The organism is Caulobacter sp. GW821-FHT12F03 (genome assembly GCF_058806855.1).
In genome coordinates, this window is record NZ_JBXAQC010000002.1 from 549405 (window position 1) to 569038 (window position 19634).

Annotated in this window: 19 protein-coding genes; 7 read left to right on the forward strand and 12 right to left on the reverse strand. The window is 68.6% G+C overall.

The window, feature by feature from the left end; translation table 11 throughout:
* Window positions 1–3: 3 nt before the first annotated feature.
* The 6 genes from AC1RN0_RS08135 to AC1RN0_RS08160 all read right to left on the reverse strand — a co-directional run bounded on the left by AC1RN0_RS08135 (window position 4) and on the right by AC1RN0_RS08160 (window position 4166).
* On the reverse strand, window positions 4–1479 hold the full coding sequence (locus AC1RN0_RS08135; RefSeq protein WP_492786923.1) for a type II and III secretion system protein family protein: 1476 nt from the start codon (window positions 1477–1479) through the stop codon (window positions 4–6).
* On the reverse strand, window positions 1476–2363 hold the full coding sequence (gene cpaB / locus AC1RN0_RS08140; RefSeq protein WP_492786924.1) for a Flp pilus assembly protein CpaB: 888 nt from the start codon (window positions 2361–2363) through the stop codon (window positions 1476–1478). The genes AC1RN0_RS08135 and cpaB overlap by 4 nt, the downstream gene beginning before the upstream one ends.
* Before the next feature lie 140 nt (window positions 2364–2503).
* On the reverse strand, window positions 2504–3025 hold the full coding sequence (locus tag AC1RN0_RS08145) for an A24 family peptidase (protein ID WP_492786925.1): 522 nt from the start codon (window positions 3023–3025) through the stop codon (window positions 2504–2506).
* Between the two features lie 131 nt (window positions 3026–3156).
* On the reverse strand, window positions 3157–3321 hold the full coding sequence (locus tag AC1RN0_RS08150) for a Flp family type IVb pilin (protein WP_492786926.1): 165 nt from the start codon (window positions 3319–3321) through the stop codon (window positions 3157–3159).
* A gap of 257 nt (window positions 3322–3578) precedes the next feature.
* Window positions 3579–3743: a Flp family type IVb pilin gene (locus AC1RN0_RS08155; RefSeq protein ID WP_488901711.1), complete on the reverse strand. Its 165-nt coding sequence runs from the start codon at window positions 3741–3743 to the stop codon at window positions 3579–3581.
* 258 nt (window positions 3744–4001) lie between these two features.
* Window positions 4002–4166 carry a Flp family type IVb pilin gene (locus AC1RN0_RS08160; protein ID WP_492341467.1) on the reverse strand — a complete coding sequence of 55 codons (165 nt, stop codon included), beginning with the start codon at window positions 4164–4166 and terminating at the stop codon, window positions 4002–4004.
* 293 nt (window positions 4167–4459) lie between these two features.
* Between AC1RN0_RS08160 and AC1RN0_RS08165 the strand changes: the two genes are divergently transcribed.
* From AC1RN0_RS08165 to AC1RN0_RS08175, 3 genes are all read left to right on the forward strand, one after another.
* Window positions 4460–4939 (forward strand): pilus assembly protein N-terminal domain-containing protein, encoded by a 480-nt coding sequence (locus tag AC1RN0_RS08165; protein WP_492786927.1) that lies wholly within the window; start codon window positions 4460–4462, stop codon window positions 4937–4939.
* 71 nt (window positions 4940–5010) lie between these two features.
* Window positions 5011–5556 (forward strand): TadE/TadG family type IV pilus assembly protein, encoded by a 546-nt coding sequence (locus AC1RN0_RS08170; protein WP_492786928.1) that lies wholly within the window; start codon window positions 5011–5013, stop codon window positions 5554–5556.
* Window positions 5553–6083: a TadE/TadG family type IV pilus assembly protein gene (locus AC1RN0_RS08175; RefSeq protein ID WP_492786929.1), complete on the forward strand. Its 531-nt coding sequence runs from the start codon at window positions 5553–5555 to the stop codon at window positions 6081–6083. The genes AC1RN0_RS08170 and AC1RN0_RS08175 overlap by 4 nt, the downstream gene beginning before the upstream one ends.
* Here the strand turns inward: AC1RN0_RS08175 and AC1RN0_RS08180 are convergent.
* The 4 genes from AC1RN0_RS08180 to AC1RN0_RS08195 form a co-directional block, all read right to left on the reverse strand.
* Window positions 6080–6832: an aminotransferase class IV gene (locus AC1RN0_RS08180; protein ID WP_492786930.1), complete on the reverse strand. Its 753-nt coding sequence runs from the start codon at window positions 6830–6832 to the stop codon at window positions 6080–6082. The genes AC1RN0_RS08175 and AC1RN0_RS08180 overlap by 4 nt on opposite strands.
* Window positions 6829–8163: an anthranilate synthase component I family protein gene (locus AC1RN0_RS08185; protein ID WP_492786931.1), complete on the reverse strand. Its 1335-nt coding sequence runs from the start codon at window positions 8161–8163 to the stop codon at window positions 6829–6831. The genes AC1RN0_RS08180 and AC1RN0_RS08185 overlap by 4 nt, the downstream gene beginning before the upstream one ends.
* Window positions 8164–8201: 38 nt before the next feature.
* Window positions 8202–9749, reverse strand: coding sequence for an MFS transporter (locus tag AC1RN0_RS08190; protein WP_492786932.1), 1548 nt, complete (start codon window positions 9747–9749; stop codon window positions 8202–8204).
* 121 nt (window positions 9750–9870) lie between these two features.
* Window positions 9871–10644 (reverse strand): tyrosine-protein phosphatase, encoded by a 774-nt coding sequence (locus AC1RN0_RS08195; protein WP_492786933.1) that lies wholly within the window; start codon window positions 10642–10644, stop codon window positions 9871–9873.
* A gap of 146 nt (window positions 10645–10790) precedes the next feature.
* Here AC1RN0_RS08195 and AC1RN0_RS08200 point away from each other — a divergent pair, with 146 nt between their 5' ends.
* Both AC1RN0_RS08200 and AC1RN0_RS08205 read left to right on the forward strand, forming a co-directional pair.
* Complete coding sequence (locus AC1RN0_RS08200; RefSeq protein WP_492786934.1) at window positions 10791–11669, forward strand: ABC transporter ATP-binding protein; 879 nt, start codon at window positions 10791–10793, stop codon at window positions 11667–11669.
* A gap of 14 nt (window positions 11670–11683) precedes the next feature.
* Window positions 11684–15277, forward strand: a complete 3594-nt coding sequence (locus AC1RN0_RS08205) for an ABC transporter permease/M1 family aminopeptidase (protein WP_492786935.1) — start codon at window positions 11684–11686, stop codon at window positions 15275–15277.
* A gap of 31 nt (window positions 15278–15308) precedes the next feature.
* Here the strand turns inward: AC1RN0_RS08205 and AC1RN0_RS08210 are convergent, their stop codons facing one another.
* The gene (locus AC1RN0_RS08210; RefSeq protein WP_492786936.1) at window positions 15309–15881 is read right to left on the reverse strand and encodes a DUF4142 domain-containing protein; all 573 of its coding nucleotides are present in this window, start codon (window positions 15879–15881) and stop codon (window positions 15309–15311) included.
* 80 nt (window positions 15882–15961) lie between these two features.
* On the opposite strand from AC1RN0_RS08210, the gene AC1RN0_RS08215 reads away from it, so the two are divergent.
* Entirely contained in the window at window positions 15962–17179 is a 1218-nt protein-coding gene (locus AC1RN0_RS08215) for a CaiB/BaiF CoA transferase family protein (protein WP_492786937.1), read from the forward strand.
* On the opposite strand, the gene AC1RN0_RS08220 is transcribed toward AC1RN0_RS08215, so the two are convergent.
* On the reverse strand, window positions 17176–19101 hold the full coding sequence (locus AC1RN0_RS08220; RefSeq protein ID WP_492786938.1) for an HWE histidine kinase domain-containing protein: 1926 nt from the start codon (window positions 19099–19101) through the stop codon (window positions 17176–17178). The genes AC1RN0_RS08215 and AC1RN0_RS08220 overlap by 4 nt on opposite strands.
* 168 nt (window positions 19102–19269) lie before the next feature.
* Here AC1RN0_RS08220 and AC1RN0_RS08225 point away from each other — a divergent pair, with 168 nt between their 5' ends.
* Window positions 19270–19617 carry a hypothetical protein gene (locus AC1RN0_RS08225; protein ID WP_492786939.1) on the forward strand — a complete coding sequence of 116 codons (348 nt, stop codon included), beginning with the start codon at window positions 19270–19272 and terminating at the stop codon, window positions 19615–19617.
* Window positions 19618–19634: the final 17 nt, after the last annotated feature.

The window sequence follows — 19634 nt, forward strand, 5'->3', positions numbered from 1 at the left end:
GGGTTACTCGATCACGTAGCCGATGGGGCCCTGGTAGGCGCGCCCGGCGTTGGCGCCGGGCGGCGCGCCGACGGTCTTGTTCAGCTTGCCGAACAGCAGGGTGTCCGCGTCGCTGGCGAACTGCAGGCCGTCGGCCGGTGTCTGGAAGGCGCCCGGATTGTTCGGGTCGACGATGTAGGCCGTGACGATCACCACCATCTCGGTGTCGCCGGAGAGGAAGTCGCGCGAGCGGAACAGCGACCCGATCACCGGCACCGAACCCACACCGGGCAGGGCGTCGAGGTTCTCGCGGGTGGTCTGCTGGATCAGGCCGGCGATCATCATCGATCCGCCCGACGGCAGCTCGATCGAGGTCTCGGCCCGGCGCACCGTCAGGGCGGGAATGGTCAGGCTGGTGGTGGAGGTGGCGCTGCCGAGGGTGAAGGCGCCCTGGGTGGTCAGCTCGGAAATCTCGGTCGAGATCTTCAGCGAAATGCGACCGCCCGACAGCACGACCGGCGTGAAGGCGAGGCCGACGCCGAACGGCTTGTATTCGACGGTCACCGAGCCGTTGCTCGAGTCCTGGTTCACCGGCACCGGGTATTCGCCGCCGGCGAGGAACTTGGCGGCCTCGCCGGACACGGCCGTCAGGTTCGGCTCGGCCAGGGTGCGCACCAGGCCGACCCGCTCGAACGCGCGGATCGAGCCGTTGAGGATGTCGGCCGGGCTGTTGGGGCCGGTGTAGCTGCCGCCGACCGTGACGCCGCCCGGCAGCGAGCCGTTGATGCTGAAGTTGGCCGTCTGGCCGAAGGTGATGCTGCCGCTGCCCTGCTGCAGCACGGCGTTGAGATTGACGCCCAGCTGCTTGATGACGCTGCGCTGGACCTCGACGACGCGCACGCGGAGCATCACCTGGTCCTTGCCGGCGATGCTGAGCATGTTCAGCACCTGGTCGGGCTTGGACACGTAGCGCAGGGCGATCTGGGCCGCCTTGTCGGCGTCGCCGGCATTGGCGACCATGCCGGTCAGGATCACCGCGTCGCCGATCGGCTCGACCTGCACCCGGGAGCCGGGCAGGACGCGGTTGATGGTGTCGGCCAGGGCGCCGGTGTCGGCGTCGACCCGGATATTCAGCGACAGGATGCGGCGGCCGGCGGCGTCGAACAGGATCGCGTCGGTCTGGCCGGACGTCATGCCCAGCACATAGATCTGGCGCGGCGAGCGCAGCACGGCGTCGGCCACGGCCGGATTGGTGATCAGGATGTCGCGCACGTCGACCGGCAGGTCGATGACCGCCGACTTGCCGCGCGGCAGGGCCAGGTTGCGGGCCGCGCCGCCGCCGGTCAGGTCGATGCGCACGGTGGCCGGGCCGGCGCCGCCCGCGAGGGTCTGGGACTGCACCGACACATCCTGGGCCAGAACGGCCGGCGCCGCCGTCTGGACGAGGGCGGCGGCGAGCAGGGCGGGGGCGGCGGTTCGCAGCCTGCGGAGCTTGTTCATCGCGACACCGTCACTTCGCTGGACTGACCGGCCCGGAAGACCCTGACCACGCGGCCGGGGCCGCTGGGACCGCCTCCGCCGCTGCCGGCAGGCGCCCCGGCGTCGGTGTAGGCGCGCAGGGCCAGCACCAGGGATCCGCCCTTCTTGGCGTCGGCCTGGGCGCCGGCGAGCACTTCGGTATCGGCGGCGGCCACCTCGAGCGTGGCCACGGCGCCGACGATGGTCTTGGCGTCCTTGGCCGCCTCGGCCGCCTGGTCGATGGCCAGGACGCGCAGGTTGCGCAGGACGGTCTGGGTGGTGACGCCCTTGTCGCCGGCGTCGCGGCTCAGCACCACATCGACCCGGTCGCCCGGCATGATGAAGCCGCCGGCGGCTGTGTCGACGGTGACCGGCACGGCCATGGCGCGCATGCCGGGCATCAGGACGACGGACATGTAGTTGCCTTCGCCTGCCTTGACGATCTTGCGGGCGATGACCGGCTCGCCCTGCAGGATGGGCTCGCGCACCACCGAGCCGGCCATCGCCTGGATCGCCGAGTCGCCGAGCAGGGCGCCCGCGGCGGTGGCGGCCTTGCGCGCGGCGCCGGCGGCCCCGGTCGGCTGGACCTGCGGCGCGGCGCCGTCGGTGATGAAGGCGGCGTTGAGGTTGGCGGCGGGCCAGTCCTGCCAGGTCAGGTCGGCGGCGGTCAGGCGCGTCCCGACGGGCAGGTCATGCTGGGCGACCAGCACCTTGACGGTCGGCGTCACGGCCGGCGTCGCCGACGCGGCCGCCTGGGCGGGCGTTGCGTCCGGCTTTTTAGGCGCAAAGGCGCCCCGCACGACAAACGCCAGCGCGATGGCGGCGATTGCGGCGATCACCAGGATGAACAGGCGGACGGCGCTCATGAACTCGAACGGCCCCATGGAGGGGTGAAACTGTGTCAGGCCCGGCCGGTCCGGCCCGGGCAAACGGGCGATTCGTCACCGACCGTTCTGGCGGTGGCCTACCTTCGGTCCGCCATGGTTAACGCGGGCCTAAGCCGCGCCTAGGACAGGCCGCGGGCGAGGGTCGACAGCAGGCTCTCGGGAAACGCCGCCAGGGCCCCGAAGGCGATGGCGATGCCGTAGGGAACGTTCTCGCCGGGCGTGGCCAGTCGGCCGAACCAGCCGGGGCCGCGAGCGGCGATCGGGCGCACCCAGACCGAGCGCAGCGCCAGCAGGATCACCGCCAGGGCGCCGCCGGCCAGGGCCGTCACCAGCAGATAGGGCAGCAGGGCGCCCAGACCCATCCACAGGCCGGCCGCCGCGAACAGCTTGGCGTCGCCGCCGCCGATCCAGCCGACGGCGAACATGCCCATGCCGGCGATCAGGGTTCCCAGGCCGATCAGCACCGCCAGGCCGATCTGGCCCGGCCCGGCGCCCATCAGCACCGCCGCCGGCAGAAAGGCGGCGGCCAGGGCGATCGACACCCAGTTCGGAATGGTGAAGCTGACCGCGTCTCGCATCGCCCCGATCACCACCAGGGCGGGAAAGACGAGGAGGATGAGGGTCTGGATCAGGTGAAGCATGGGAGTCCGCGCCAGGGTCGTTGATCCATCATCGCGGCGGGCGGTGAACCGATGATTGACGAGGGCCGAAAAAGCGAAGGGCCGCGGATTGCTCCGCGGCCCCGGCCCTGGCGATGTGAACCGCCTGGATCTTAGGTCAGGTTGCCGTTGATCGTCGTGAAGGCGGTGTTCAGCTTGGTGCCGAGCGTGGTCACGGCGGTGATGATGACCACCGCGATCAGGGCGACGATCAGGCCGTACTCGATGGCCGTGGCGCCCGACTCATCCTTGGCGAACTTGGTCATGAACTTCGTCATTGCACTTCTCCTCGTGAAAGACCGGCCCCGAAAACCGGTCTGATTGCCTATCCGCTTCGGCGCGATCTCAAGTAACGACAGGAATTCGTTGCGCCTTCGAGGGAGACTATGCGCGGGGATCGTGAATCGAAGATTGAGGTTTCAAAGCAAATGTCGGGTTTACGACATTATTTTCGGTACCTTCCGAGGTTCCGCGCAGCAGAAAGGCCGCGGATCGCTCCGCGGCCTCCTGTTTTCGGCGGTCTGTCAGACGTGGATTACGTCAGCTTGCCGTTGATCGTGGTGAAGGCGGTGTTCAGCTTGGTGCCGAGCGTGGTCACGGCGGTGATGATGACCACCGCGATCAGGGCGACGATCAGGCCGTACTCGATGGCCGTGGCGCCCGACTCGTCCTTGGCGAACTTGGTCATGAACTTCGTCATAGTGCAGCTCCTCGATGTGACCGGCCGTCAGGGCGGGTCGATTGGAATTCGGGTCTCAGGGCCTGGGCGGGAACCTCTGGGAGGCTTGCCCGGCCTTCGAGAGACACTATGCGCGGAGATCGTGAATCGATCATTGATACCTGAACCAAATTTCGCGAATTTATTGTAAGATTTCAATAACTTATGGGGTTACCGGCAACAGAAAAGGCCGCGGATTTCTCCGCGGCCTCCTGTCTTCGACGGTAGAGCTGACGGGTCTTAGGTCAGCTTGCCGTTGATGGTCGTGAAGGCGGTGTTGAGCTTGGTGCCGAGGGTCGTCACGGCGGTGATGATGACGACGGCGATGAGGGCGACGATCAGGCCGTATTCGATAGCCGTGGCGCCGGATTCATCCTTGGCGAAGCGAGTCATGAACTTGGTCATTGCTTGATCTCCTATCAGCAAGCTGGCGGTAGCGGGATCAAGCCGCTTGGCCTGCTCGCCCCCGAAAACAAGGCCAACCTAGGCCGGCTCGTTTAATGGCCAGTAAACACCAGAATATTCGTTCGATTTTTCTATGGTTTACTTGAGTTTACTATTAGCTTTCGTTAACCATGCGCCCGAAAATGCCCCTGGAGTCCTTATAGACTCACGCGCGCGCAGGGCGGCGCAATTTCAGCTTTTGTTGACCATTCCGGCGGATTCTGCGGCGTCTGCAGTCGAGGTCCGCTTTCGCCATGCGCCGTCCCCTTGCCCTGTTCGCCGCGCTCGCGGTCCTGACCACCGGCGGCGTCGCCCTGGCCCAGGGCGTGCCCGTGCGCATCGACCAGACGTCGCGGATCGCCCTCTCTGCGCCGGCGCGCGACGTGATCATCGGCAACCCCTCCGTCGCCGACGTGACGATCATCGACGGCCGCAACCTGCTGGTTCTCGGCAAGTCCTACGGCGTGACCAACATCGTCGTGCTGGACGCGCGCGGCCGCACCATCCTCGATCGCCAGGTCGTGGTCTCGGCCGCCGATGACGGCCGGGTGTCGTTCTTCCGCGGCCCGGACGTCTACAACTACTCCTGCTCGCCGCGCTGCGAGCGGACCCCCATGCCGGGCGAGCGCGACTCCGGGTCGGGCGTCTACGGCCAGTGGGCGCCGCCCTACACCACCTACGCCGACCGCGCCGCCGCCGCGGCGGCCGCCGCCAAGGCGTCGGCGCCCCAGTAACGGCCGCATAAACCGACGGTTAGGGACGGACTGCTAGTCTTCGGGCTTCCGAAGGAAAGGCGTCCCGGACGATGGCCAAAACGGCCCGCACAGCGAAATCCCTGCTCGGGCGTTTCCGCCGCAATCGCGACGGCGCGACGGCGGTCGAGTTCGCCATCGTCGCCACGCCCTTCCTGGCCCTGATCTTCGGCATCCTCGACCTGGGCCTGGTGTTCCTCATCTCGACGACGCTGGAAAACGCCGTCGACGAGGCCTCGCGCACTATCCGTACCGGGGAACTGCAGACCGCCGGCGGCACGAAGGACACCTTCAAGACCGCCGTCTGCAACGAGATGAGCTGGCTGGGCGCGGGCTGTTCCTCGGCCGTCCACGTCGACGTCCGGACCTTCCCCAAATTTTCCGACGTGACCTTCAACGATCCGACGACCGCCGGGGCGTTCGACGACAGCAAGACCGTGTTCACCCCGGGCGGCTCGGAAGCCATCGTGCTGGTGCGGGTCTACTACGAGTGGTCGCTGATGACCCCGCTGATGAACCCCGGCCTGAAGAACCTGGCGAACGGCAAGCGGATGATTTCCGCCACCTCCACGTTCCGCACGGAGCCCTACGCGTCATGATGCGGTTTCTGCGAAAACTGCGGCGCGACAAGCGCGGCGTGTCCGCCGTCGAGTTCGCCCTGATCGCCCCGGCGATGATCGCCAGCTACTTCGGCATGGCCGAGATTTCCCAGGCCCTGCTGGCCGAGCGCAAGGCGGCGCACGTGGCCTCCGCCGTCGGCGACCTTGTCGCGCAGTCCTCGTCGGTCAGCTCCACCGATCTGACCGAAATCTTCGGCATCGCCTCGACGATCATGAGCCCCTATTCGACCGCCTCGCTGAAGATGCGCGTCAGCAGCGTGACCACCGACGCGGGCGGGATCGCGAAGGTCGACTGGAGCAGCGGCTCCGGGCTGACCGCCCTGACGGCGGGCTCGACGGTGACCGGTATTCCGACCGGCGTCATGAGCAACGGCCAGAGCGTGGTGATGTCCGAGGTGACCTACACCTATGACTCGCCGGTGGACGTGGTCATGCCCAACGCCGTCACCTTCACCCGCAAGTTCTATCTGCGGCCGCGCAAGTCGGACAAGGTCGCCAAGACCTAGCTGACGTCGGCCAGGGCCTGCTGCAGTTCGGACAGCAGCCGGTGGTCGCCCATGCCCGCGCCGTCGATCCGCGAGACCCGGCGGACGCCGATCAGGCTGCTGGTCAGGAACACCGCCTGGGCCGACTCCAGCATCGCCCGCGGCGCCTTGACCTCTTCCACCGCCATCAGCGTCATCACCTGTCGCCGCATGACGCCGTCGAGCACGCCGCAGTCGCGGTGCGGCGTGAACAGCCGGTTGTCGCGCACCCAGAAGATGTTGGCGGCCGCGGCGCAGGCGACCTCGCCGCGGTTGTTTAGCAGCAGCGCCTCGGCCGGGGCGGCCATCCGCCGGGCCAGCACGTTGTCGAGATAGGACAGGCTCTTCAGCCGGGCGGCCGGCGAACCCTCGTTGCGGCGGACGTCGCTGGTCGCCAGCGCCACGTCTCCCTCAGGCCGGGGCGAGGGGGCGACGGTGGCGAAGATGTGCGGCTCCGGCGAGGCGGGCCGGTCCAGGCCGCGCCCCCCGGAGCCCGCCGTCAGGGTGATGCGGACGGCCGCGCGACCGGTCGTCAGGCCTGAGTCGTCGAGCGTGTCCTGGCAGAGCGTGAGGGCGTCCTCGGGGTCGGGCGCCGGCAGGCCGAGCGCCATGCAGCCGCGCTGCATCCGCTCGATATGGGCCTCGAACAGGACCAGACGGCCATCCCTGGCCAGAATGGTCTCGAACAGGCCGTCGCCGAGCAGCAGGCCGCGGTCATCGAAGGGCATCATGGGCGGGGCTCTCTCAGGGCGCGCAGCAGGGCCGCGATCTTGGTTTCGGTTTCCAGCCGCTCGGCGCGCGGGTCGCTGTCGGCGACGATGCCGGCGCCGGCGCGGGCTTCATAGCGCCAGCCTTCGGCGTCCTCGACCAGACCGACGGTGCGGATCAGGACGCTGGAGTCGAAGGCCCCGTCGAAGCCCGCCCACAGCAGCGCGCCGCAGTAGGGGCCGCGCGGCGGCTCCAGCCGGGCGATCGACTTCATCGCCTGGACCTTGGGCGCGCCCGTCACCGAGCCGGGCGGGAAGGCCGCCGCCAGCAGGTCGATGGCCGTCAGTCCGGGCGCCAGCCGGCCGCGCACGGTCGAGACCAGATGGTGCACGTTGACGAAGCTCTCGACCCGGAACAGCTCCGGCGTGGTCACCGCGCCCGGCGAACAGACGCGCGACAGGTCGTTGCGCATCAGGTCGACGATCATCAGATTCTCGGCCCGGTCCTTGTCGCTGGCCAGCAGCTCGGCCGACAGGGCGGCGTCGCTGGCCGGGGTCGAGCCACGTGGTCGCGTGCCCTTGATCGGCCGGGTCTCGACGGTGAGCGTGTCCCCCGCTCCGACGCTCACGAACCGCTCCGGCGAGTTGGACACCACGGCCAGCCCCGGCAGGCGCAGATAGCCGGCGAACGGCGCCGCGCTCTGGTCGACCAGACGCGCCAGCAGGTCGAACGGCGTGGCGCCGGGCGACAACCGGCCGGCCCATCGTCGGGCGATGTTGGCCTGGAAATACTCCCCGTCATGGATGCGGGCGATCACGTCGGCGACGGCGGCCTCATAGGCCCCGGCGGGCGTGACCTCCGCGGCGTCGCCGGCCAGCGCCCCGCGCATCGCGGGCCGGGCCGGCGCGTCCAGCCACGCCGCCGCCGCCGCCGCGTCGGCCTCGTCCGCGCCGATCGCCAGCACCCGGCCTGTCTCGTGATCGAAGGCCAGCAGCCGGGTAAAGCGGCCGACGGAAAGATCAGGCCAGGCGGCCTGCCGCGCCAGGTTCAGGGGCTCGATCCGGTCGCCAAGCTCATAGGCCGCGAGGCCGGCCAGGCCCCCCTGGAACGGCGGGCCGTCGGGATGGCTGGCGCGGCGCGGGCCGAGCAGCCCGGTCATGGCCGCGAAGGGGTCGGCCGCGTCGTCGGCCCGCAGGGTCAGGGTCGCGTCGGGTTCCCGCAGCACATAGGACCAGCGCGCCCGCTCGCTCCCGCCGCCCGACAGGAACGCGCAGGTCCACGGATCGTCGGCGAAGGCCGACAGCACCGTCTCAGGGGCCTTCCAGGGCCGCTCCAGGATCGTCGCCGCGCGCATGAGGCGGCAGATAGCCCCCCGGCGGGCCGCCGCAAAGGTCAGACGCTCTGTTTGCCGCCGCCCTTGACGAACATCATGCCGGCCAGGCCGAGCGCCAGCAGGCCGGCGATCGGGATAAAGCCGCCGGTCTGGCTGTGGGTCAGGGCGGTGAACAGCCCGACCAGCAGCGAGCCGATCCACACCGTCAGGCTGCCCGAGAGGGCGTACATGCCGAAGAACGCCGGCAGCTTCTCGGGCGGCACCAGCCGGGTCAACAGGGTGCGGCTCGAGGCGTACTGGGCGGTGACGAACACCGCCACGCCGAAGCCGATGGCGAGGTAGATCACTTCCGGCAGGGTGGTGAACATCGGCCCCTTCCAGATCGGCGCATGGGCCGAGGCGTCGTAGGGCAAGACGTAGAGGATCCTGTCGCGGCGCATGCCGAGCCAGGCCACCAGGCAGACCAGCGAGCCGGTGATTTCCATCCGCACCGCGTTGCGTGGGCCCAGCAGGGTGTCGAACACCGCGCCGGCGAGCCCGCCGATGACCGCGAACACGCTGAGCAGGATGCCGTAGGCCAGCATCTCGAGGATGTGCCACTGCATGACCCCGGCGGTGTAGATGCCCGAGAAGATCAGCAGGGCGGTCATGCCGTCGTTGAACAGCATCCGCGCGCCCAGATAGATCACCGCGTCGCGCTCGGTGACCAGCACGCCGAGCACCTCGCGCAGCTTTGCGGGCCCCTGGACCGTCGCCATGATCAGGGACCAGGCGACGCCGCCGATATGCGTCGCCGACTGCTTCAGGGCCTCGATGAAGCCCGTGCCGGTGTTTTTGGCGTCCTTCGAGAACAGGAACAGCGGGATCGCCAGCAGCACCATCAGGACGGCGGCGATCGGGGCGACGATCCGCTCGGTCTCCGACTGGCTCGGGTCGAGGCCGAACAGGGGATGCGCCGGCACGAGCGGCCAGCCGACGACGGCCGGACTGCCCGGCAGGGCGAAGGCCAGCAGGCAGAAGGTCAGGGTGATGACAGAGAAGAAGTTGCCCGCCGACAGCGCCAGTCCCGAGGCCTGCGGCGCATGGCGCGGCCCGGCGGCGTTGATCAGCATCGAGTTGTGCACGACCTCGCAGTAGGAAAACAGGATGCCGATGATCCCGAACAGCCACAGGCCGGCCATCACCGGCAGGCCGGCGCCGCCGGGCTTGGCGAACCACAGGGCGAAGATCAGCGGGGCCATGCAGGCCACCAGCGCCAGCATCAGCCGCTTGCGCGACCCGTAGCGGTCGATCGCCGCCCCGAGGATCGGCGCCGTCAGGGCGATGAAGATGCTGTTCAGGGTGCTGACCGTGGCGATCATCGCCTGGCCCTTGACCGGGTCGCCGACCACCTTGCCGGTGAAGTAGGGGGCGAAGATGTAGATGGTGATCAGGATGACGTAGGGGTCGCGACCCCCCTGGAAGATCGACCAGCTCCAGCCGCTGAGCGACAGCCGTCCGGCCGCCGGCGCGGGAGAGGCGGGGCCGCTGGCCGGCTCGATACCGTCGGGAAGGACTTCGCCGAGAACGGTCAGATCATGGTCAGCGTGACCCGCGGAATGACTCATACGGCGTTCGTCCTACCCTGATGACACAGGCCGTCGTGGCGCGGCCTTGTCGCAACGGTGGACGTCAAACGCTCGTTTGTCACGGGGCCTCGGCGGGCCGGCCCGCCGATTTTTCCGCCTGCTAGTCGAGGATGCGATGGGCGATGGCCGCGCGGCGGGCCGCGTCGACGCCGAGCACGTCCTCGAGATAGGCGTCGAGCGTGCCGTGCTGGCGGTGGATTTCGGCGAAGGCGGTTTCCAGGTAGTGCGCCTCGACGCCGAGCGCGGCGATCGCCGCTTCCTGCGTCGGCCGGCGGCCGGTCATCTCCTCGACCACGGCGGCGAACTGCGGCGCGCGGCGCTCGAACCGTTCGGCGTCGTTGGTGAGCAGGAAGTCGGCGAGGATGTCGTCCTCGTGCACCCCGGCCAGGTGATGGGTCAGCGCCGCCAGGATGCCCGTGCGGTCCTTGCCGGCCGCGCAGTGGATCAGCACCGCGCCGTCGATCTCCGACAGGGCCTGGAAATAGCGGCTGTAGAGGTCGACGTGGCGATCGACGAACGGCGCCTCGCGATAGTAGCCGACCATGTAGTCGGTGAAGGCCTGGGGGCTCAGGTCGGAGTCGCGGATGAACACATGCCAGGGATCCTCTTCGGCGTGGCCCATGTCGTTCTGGATCACCAGGCCGTCGAAGCCCTCCCAGCGGCGGCTGGGGCTGCGCTCGCGCTCGTTCGGCCGGCGCAGGTCGACGATGACCGACAGGCCCAGCGCGCGCATGGCCTCCAGATCGGCCTCCGTCGCCTCGGACTGGTGGGCGGCGCGATACAGCACGCCGCGCTTGAGGCGGCGGTCCCCGACGGGGTAGTCGCCGAAATCACGGAAATTCTCGATGGCGTCGAAAGCGAGCTTGCGGGTCATGCGAACCTCCTAGCGAAGCTCGATGACGATGGCGAGACGTTGTGCGTCTTACCGTTGTTTCACTTGCCCGCCGCGCCGCGCGCCGCCATGACTTTCGTCGGGGCGAACGAAGTGCAAGTTTCATTCACCGGGGGGTGGGTCGCATCATGCTGATTATCGAGAACCTGACGCACGTCTATCCGAACGGGACGGTCGCGCTCGACGAGGTCAACCTGACGGTCGAGAAGGGCATGTTCGGCCTGCTGGGGCCCAACGGCGCCGGCAAGTCGACGCTGATGCGCACGGTCGCGACGCTGCAGGCGCCGACCTCCGGCCACGTCCGTTTCGGATCGATCGACGTGCTCAAGGATCCCGAACAGCTGCGCCGCACGCTGGGCTACCTGCCGCAGGACTTCGGCGTCTATCCGCGGGTCAGCGCCTGGGACATGCTCGACCACATGGCCGTGCTGAAGGGCATCTCCAACGCGAAGGATCGCAAGGAGACGGTCGAGACCCTGCTCAACCAGACCAATCTGTGGAGCGTGCGCAAGAAGGCCATCGCCGGCTTCTCCGGCGGCATGCGCCAGCGCTTCGGCATCGCCCAGGCCCTGATCGGCGACCCGTCGCTGATCATCGTCGATGAGCCCACCGCCGGCCTCGACCCCGAAGAGCGCAACCGCTTCCTCAACCTGCTGGCCGAGATCGGCGAGAACGTGGTGGTGATCCTCTCGACCCACATCGTCGAGGACGTGTCGGACCTCTGCCCGGCCATGGCGATCATCTGCGACGGCCGCATCGTCGGCCAGGGCGCGCCGAGCGACCTCGTCGCCGGCCTCAAGGGCCGCATCTGGAAGAAGGTCATCGACAAGGCTGAACTGAAGGATCACCAGGCCCGCTACCGCGTGATCTCGACCCGCCTGTTCGCCGGCCGCACGGTCATCCACATCCTGTCGGACGACAATCCGGGCGACGGCTTTACGCCGGTGCAGGGGGATCTGGAGGACGTCTACTTCTCCACCCTCTCGACGCACCGCAAGGCCGCCTGAGCGAGGGCCCGGCCATGTTCAGCAAGATCGCGGGCTTCGAATTCCGCTACCAGCTGCGCAACCCGGTGTTCTGGGTCGCCGCCGGCATCTTCTTCCTTCTTACATTCGGCGCGGTCACCATCGAACAGGTCCGCATCGGCGGCGGGGGCGGGGGCATTCACAAGAACGCCCCGTTCATGATCGCCACGATGCATCTCATCCTGTCGATCTTCTACATGTTCGTGACGACGGCCTTCGTCGCCAACATCGTGGTGCGCGACGACGAGACGGGGTTCGGGGCGATCCTGCGCTCCACGCGGATCTCGAAGTTCGACTACCTCTACGGCCGCTTCACCGGCGCCTTCGCGGCGGTCTGCCTGTCGTTCCTGGCCGTTCCTGCAGCGATCGCCGTCGGCTCTTTCATGCCGTGGGTCGACCGCGAGACGCTCGGCCCGCTGACCCTCGAGCCGTTTGTCTTCTCCTACGTGGTGCTCGCCCTGCCGGCGCTCTTCCTCACTTCATCGCTGTTCTTCGCCCTGGCGACCGTCACGCGGTCGCTGATGTGGACCTATGTCGGCGTGATCGCGCTGCTGATCCTCTGGACGATCGCCGGCATCGCGCTCGACAAGCCCGAGTTTGAAAAGGCCGCCGCCTTCTGGGAGCCCTTCGGCACCGGCGCCTTCGGCCTGGCGACCAAGTACTGGACGGTGGCCGAGCGCAACACGCTGACTCCGCCCTTCACCGGTCTGCTACTGTACAACCGGCTGTTCGCGGTGGCGCTGTCGACAGGGTTCCTCGCCCTGGCCTGGGCCCTGTTCCGCTTCCAGTCGGGCGCCCTGTCCGGCAAGAAGGCGCGCAAGGACCAGCTGAAGATCCTCGGCGCTGAAGACGCCCCGCCGGCGCCGCTGCGCGCGCTGCCGAAGGCGACCTTCAACGGCGCCACCGCCTGGGCCCAGCTTGTCGCCCGCACCCGGCTCGACATGGCGCAGGTGTTCGGCAGTCCCGCCTATCTGGTGCTGCTGGCCATGGGCCTGTTCAATGCGATCGGCGCCCTGTGGTTCACCACCGACGAGACCGGCTACGGCGGCCAGATCTGGCCGGTCACCCGCGCGCTGATCCCGCCGCTGCTGGGCTCGTTCAGCCTGATTCCGATGATCATCGCCGTCTACTACGCCGGCGAACTTGTCTGGCGCGAACGCGAGCGCAAGACGCACGAGATCGTCGATTCCACGCCGGCGCCGGACTGGGCCTTCGTGGGCCCCAAGACCCTCGCCATTTCCCTGGTGTTGCTGTCGACCCTGTTGGTCAGCGTCCTCGCCGCGGTGATCATCCAGGCCCTCAAGGGGTACCTGAATTTCCAGCTGGACGCGTGGCTGGTCTGGTACGTGCTGCCGCAGGCCGTCGACTGGGTGCTGGTCGCCGTTCTGGCCGTGTTCCTGCAGACGCTGGCGCCACACAAGTTCGTCGGCTGGGGCCTGATGGTGATCTACATGATCACCACGATCACCTTCACTAACCTCGGCTTCGAGCACAATCTCTACAACTACGGCAACGCGCCCGGCGTGCCGCTGTCGGACATGAACGGCCAGGGCAAATTCTGGATCGGGGCGACCTGGTTCCGCGCCTACTGGTCGGCGTTCGGCGTCCTGCTGACCGTTCTGAGCTACGCCCTGTGGCGGCGCGGCACGGAGACCCGGCTGTGGCCACGTCTCGCCCGCCTGCCCCGACGCCTGACCGGCAAGGCGGGCCTGACTTTCGCCGTCGCCCTCGCCGCCTTCGTAGGGATGGGCGCGTTCATCTTCGTCAACACCAACGTCTGGAACGAATACCGCACCAGCATCGACGACGAGAAGTGGCAGGCCGACTTCGAGAAGACCCTCCTGCGCTACGAACACCTGCCGCGGCCCAAGATCGTCGCCATGAAGCTGGACGTGGACCTTTATCCGCACCAGCCGCGGGTCACGACCTGGGGGTCCTATGTCATCGAGAACAAGACCGCCGAGCCGTTGAAGGAGATCCACGTCCTGTTCGATCGGGACCTGGTGGTGAAGGCGCTGTCGATCCAGGGCGCGCGGCCCAAGAAGACGTTCGAGCGCTTTAACTACCGCATCTTCGCGCTCGATACGCCGATGCTGCCGGGCGAGCGGCGGGTGATCACCTTCACCACCGAGCGGTCGCAGCGCGGCTTCAAGAACCGCGGCAACGAGACCCGCGTCGTCGACAACGGGACCTTCATCAACAATGCCGAGATCGCGCCGGCGCTCGGGATGGAACGCCAGGGCCTGCTGGTCGACCGGGCCAAGCGGCGCAAGTACGGTCTGCCGGCCGAACTGCGGATGCCGAAGCTCGGTGACCCTGCGTCGATGCAGTACGACTACATCCGGCACGACGCCGACTGGGTCACCTCCGACATCACGGTCAGCACCGTCGCCGACCAGATCCCGATCGCCCCGGGCTACAAGGTCTCCGAGAGCGTGAAGGACGGTCGCCGCACCGCGCGGTTCGTCACCGAGGCGCCGATCCTGCCGTTCCTGTCGGTCCAGTCGGCGCGCTACACGGTGAACCAGGAACGCTACAAGGGCATCGATCTCGCCATCTATTATGACGCCCAGCATCCGTGGAACATCGGCCGGATGAAGACGGGCATGAAGGCGTCCCTGGACTACTTCCAGGCCAACTTCAGCCCCTACCAGTTCCGCCAGGTGCGGTTCCTCGAATTCCCCGCCTACGCCGACTTCGCCCAGTCGTTCGCCAACACCATTCCCTGGTCGGAGAACCTGTTCTTCATCGCCGACTACCGCGACAAGTCGAAGATCGACATGGTTACCTACATCGGCGCCCACGAGATCGGCCACCAGTGGTGGGCCCACCAGGTCATCGGCGCCGACCAGCAGGGGTCGACCGTGCTGTCCGAAACCCTCGCGCAGTACTCGGCGCTGATGGTCATGAAGCACATGTACGGCGAGGACCAGATCCGCAAATTCCTCAAGTTCGAACTTGATCGCTACCTGCGGTCGCGCGGCAGCGAACTGGTCGAGGAACTGCCGCTCTACAAGGTCGAGAACCAGCCCTACATCCACTACCGCAAGGGCTCGCTGGTGATGTACCGGCTGCAACGGGAGATCGGCGAGGACGCCGTCAACCGCGCCCTGCGCAGCCTGCTGGCGAAGTTCGCCTTCAAGGGCGCGCCCTATCCGACGTCGCTGGATCTGGTCGCGGCGCTGCGCGCCGAGGCCCCCGCCGACAAGCAGGGCCTGATCACCGACCTGTTCGAGAAGATCACCCTTTACGACCTGAAGACCCGGGCCATGACGGTGACGAAGCGCAAGGACGGCCGCTACGACGTCGTGCTGACGGTCGAGGCGAAGAAGCTCTATGCCGACGGCAAGGGGCGGGAGACGCCGGCGGCGATGGACGAAATGCTGGATGTCGGCCTGTTCACGGCCATGCCGGGCGGCAAGGGCTTCGATTCCGGCAAGGTCGTCACCCTCGTGCGGCGGCCGATCCACACCGGGACCCAGACCCTGACCTTCGTCGTCGACAAGGCCCCGAAGTTCGGCGGGGTGGATCCCTACAACTACCTCATCGACCGCAACTCGGACGACAACGTGCTGAAGGCGGGCGGGTAGCGATCGTCGCCACCCGCCCGGTCTTCGGGTGTTACTTCAGCGCGTCGCGCAGGGCCTTGGCCTTGTCGAGGTGCTGCTGCACCAGCGGCGCGGTGGCCGTGGCGGCCGCCTTCAGGCTGGCGTTGTCGCCGTCCTGGGCATAGCGGGTCATCAGGTCCAGCGTGGCCTGGTGGGCGTCGACCTGGGCGTCCATGTACTTCTTGTCGAAGTCCTCGGGCTTGGCCGCGCGCAGGTCGGCCAGCGCGTCGGTCTTGTCCTCAGGCAGCGTGGTCGGCGGGGTCAGGGTCAGGCCCGAGCCGGCGATCGCGTCATTGAGGCCCTTCGTGGTCTTGTGATGGGCGTCGACCATCATCTGGGCGAAGGCCTTCACCTCGGGGTTGGTGCTGCGCTCCAGCGCGATCTTGCTCGACTCGATCTCGAACATGTCGCCGGTCGCGGCCTTGGTCACGAAATCGGGCGCGCCGGCCTCGTCCGACGGCGTCGGGATGGTGGCGGCCGGGTTGGCGTCGGGCGCGCCCATGGCGGCTTCGTCAGGCTTCTTGTTGCAGGCGCCGAGGGTCAGGGCGAGCGCCGCGGCGCCGGCCAGAAGGATTGTACGGTTCATGTCGGGTTACTCCACACGTTGACAAGGCCTTCCGACGCCCCCAAGCGGGCCGGGTGCCGACTAAACCTCACGGGGCCGTGATGCGTTCCGACGAAAAGAAGAAAACTCCAGGCCCGCTCGACGGTCTGACCGTGATCGAGATGGGCACCCTGATCGCCGGGCCGTTCTGCGGCCAGATCCTCGGCGACTTCGGGGCCGAGGTGATCAAGATCGAGGATCCGAAGGCCGGCGATCCGATGCGCCAGTGGGGCCGCAGCCTGCCCAAGGGCCACTCGCCCTGGTGGCCCGTGATCGGCCGCAACAAGAAGTCGGTGACCCTCAACCTGCGCACCCCCGAAGGCCAGGCCATCGCCCGCAAACTGATCGGCGGGGCGGATGTGCTGGTCGAGAACTTCCGCCCCGGCGCGCTGGAAAAGTGGGGCCTCGGCTACGACAGCCTGTCGGCCGACAATCCCGGGCTGGTCATGGCCCGCGTGTCCGGCTTCGGCCAGACCGGCCCCTACGCCTCGCGCGCCGGCTACGCCCTGATCGGTGAGGCCATGGGCGGACTGCGCTACATCACCGGCGAGCCTGACCGGGCCCCGGCCCGCGCCGGCATCTCGGTCGGCGATAGCTTGGCCGGACTGCACGCGGCGCTCGGCACGATGATGGCGCTGCACGCCCGCCATCGCAGCGGCAAGGGCCAGGTCGTCGACGCGGCGATCTACGAGAGCGTGCTGTCGGTGATGGAGAACCTGATCACCGAGTACGGCCTGACCGGCTACATCCGCGAGCGGTCCGGCTCGGTGCTGCCCGGCATCGCTCCGTCCAACGCCTATCCGACCAGGGACGGGGCGCTGGTGGTCATCGGGGCGAACCAGGACACCCTGTTCAAGCGGCTGTGCGAGGCCATGGGCCGGCCGGAGCTGGCCGAGGATCCGCGCTACGCCGGCCATGCGGCCCGGGGCGAGAACCAGGCGGAACTGGACACCCTGATCGGCGCCTGGACCGCCACGCTCGACGCCGACGTCCTGCTGGACCTGATGGAAACCAGCGGCGTGGCGGCCGGCCGCGTCTATCGCGCGCCGGACATGCTCGCCGATCCGCAGTTCGCCGCCCGCGAGTCGATCGTCGACCTGCCGCATCCGGTATTCGGCGCGGTGAAGATGCAGAACGCCTTCCCCAGGCTCAGCGACACGCCCGGTGAGGTGCGTTGGCCCGGGCCCGGGCTCGGCGAACACACCGAGGCGGTGCTGACCGCGCGGGCGGGGCTTTCGGCCGCCGATCTGGCCGAGCTGCGTGGACGCGGGATCGTCTAGGCCCGGCCCACGGCCTCGGCCAGGGCGCTGACGATCTGGTGCACGTTGTAGGGCTTGCGCACCACCGGCGCGTCAAAGCCCTCCGGCGCGCCGCGTTCGCCGTAGCCCGTGGCGAACACGAACGGCGTGCCGCGCGCCCGCAGCGCGGCCGCCAGCGGCCCGACGGATTCGCCGTTGAGATTGGCGTCGAGGACGGCCGCGTCGATCGGGCGGTCCAGCATGGCCATCGCCTCGGCCAGTTCGGCGGCGCTGCCGACAATCACCGCCCCGGCCTCGACCAGTCCGGCCTCGAGTTCCATGGCCAGCAGCACGGCGTCCTCGACGATCAGCAGCCGCAGCCCCTCGACGCCGCCGTCGGCGGTATGACGGAGTCCCTGTGACGCCCCGGCCCCGGCGGGCGTCGCGGGTTCAATCAGTTGCGGCTCGGTCGCCGGCAGGGCCACCGCGCGGGGGTCGGCCCGCAGCACCGCCCGAACGCCGTCCGCCCGGTACTCGACCCGGCCCTCGCCGCCCAGCTCCCGACCCGTGACGCGGTCGAGGAGGGTCGATCCGAAGCCGCGACGCTCCGGCGGAACCACGGTCGGGCCGCCGCTCTCGACCCAGCGCAGGGTGAACCCGCCTTCGGGCGGAGCCTCCCAGGTCACCTCGACCCGTCCCGTCTCGACCGACAGGGCTCCGTATTTCACGGCGTTGGTGGCCAGCTCGTGCAGCGCCAGGGAGATGGCGTTCGCGGCGCGGGGCGTCAGGACCAGGTCCGGACCTTCCCACCGCGCCTGCCCTGGGGCCAGACCGCCGAGTTCCGCCGCGGCGATGTGCGCCAGATCGGCGCCGCGCCACCGGGTGGCGGTCAGCAGTTCATGGGCGGACGCCATGGCCTTCAGCCTGCCCGCGAACGCCGAGATGAATCCTTCGGTCGACGTCGTGCGGCGGGCCGACTGGGCGGCCAGCGACTGGACGGCGGCCAGCACGTTCTTGACCCTGTGGTCCATCTCCGAGAGCAGCGTCTCGCGATGCTCCTCCTCGGACTTGCGGTCGGTGATGTCGCGCACCACGCCGATGACCCGCACCGGCGCGCCCGTGCGGTCGGTCACCACCACGCCCGCGCCCTGCATCCAGCGCAGCCGGCCGTCGTCGGGGCGGATCATGCGATATTCGGTCTGGTAGCGGCCCTCGGTGCGCAGACCGCGATCCACTTCCTGACGCAGCCGCTCGACATCATCGGGATGGACGAAGCGATAGGACACGTCGCCGCCCTCGCCCCGCGCCGAGTTCGAGGTGACGCCGGTCAGGGCCTTCATCCGCTCGCTGACGAACACCCGGTCCTCGAGGACGTCCCATTCGAATTCGCCCAGGCCCGCGGCGTCGAGGGCCAGCTCGACCCGGCGCTGGTCGAGGCGGGACTGACGCTCGGCGTCGATCGTCTCGGCGTCATGGGCGAGCATCTCGCTGGCCAGCGCCGCGAGGTCTTCCAGCGCCAGGCGCTCGGCCTCGGTATGCGGGGCGTGGGCTTCGGGGTCGCCGACCGACAGGACGCCGATGACCTCGCCGCCCGGCGCGGTGATCGGGGCCCCGGCGAAGAACCGCACGTCGACCTGGTGCAGTCGTTCCCGCAGGGCCGCGAACCGGGGATCGGCGGTGATGTCGCTGCTGAAGACCGTGCCCGGCTCGCGGACCATCAGGTCCGCAAGGGTGCCGGCGCGGGGATATTCCCCGGCCGGGATGCCGATGCGCGCCTTGTGCCAGAGACGATCTTCATCGACGAGCACGACGGCCGCCCGCGGCGCGCGCAACACCAGCGCCGCCGTCCGCGCGATCCGGTCGAACCGGCGGTCGGATCCGCTGTCGAGGGCGTGCAACGCCCGCAACGCCCGGATCCGGGCCGCTTCGACATGTCCGGGGGCCTGTAACGCAGCGTCATCCATGCCCCACCATAACGGGTAAGCCCCGGTCGCGCGACAGGCGAGAATTCGTGGCGTTGCGCGCCGTCTGCCGTTAGGATGGAACCTGATCTCGCGGGATCGCGTTCCCGGTCAGTCCCCCCGCCAGGAGGGCCGCCGGCCTTCGGCGCGCCCGCGACCACGGAGCCTGTCATGTCCACCAACGCCAAATCCGCCGCGATCGCCGAAGCCGAAGACGCGAAGGCCGATCTGAAGACCGCCGCCAGGCATGCCGAGCGGAGCTTCATCGAGGCCGCCGATCACGCCCGTGAGCGCTTGACCGAGGCGGCGCATCGCACCGAGACCGCCGTGCGGGAAGGCATGGAGACCCTGCGCGCCCAGAGCCGCGTCTACGCCGACACGGCGACCGCCCAGTTCGACGAAGCCCAGCGCTACGTGGTCGAGAAGGTCAAGGAACGCCCGGGTACGGCGCTGCTCGCCGGCGTCGGCGTGGGCGTTCTGATCGGTCTCCTGCTCTCCAGCCGTGGCGATCGCCGCTAATGATGGAACGGACGCTG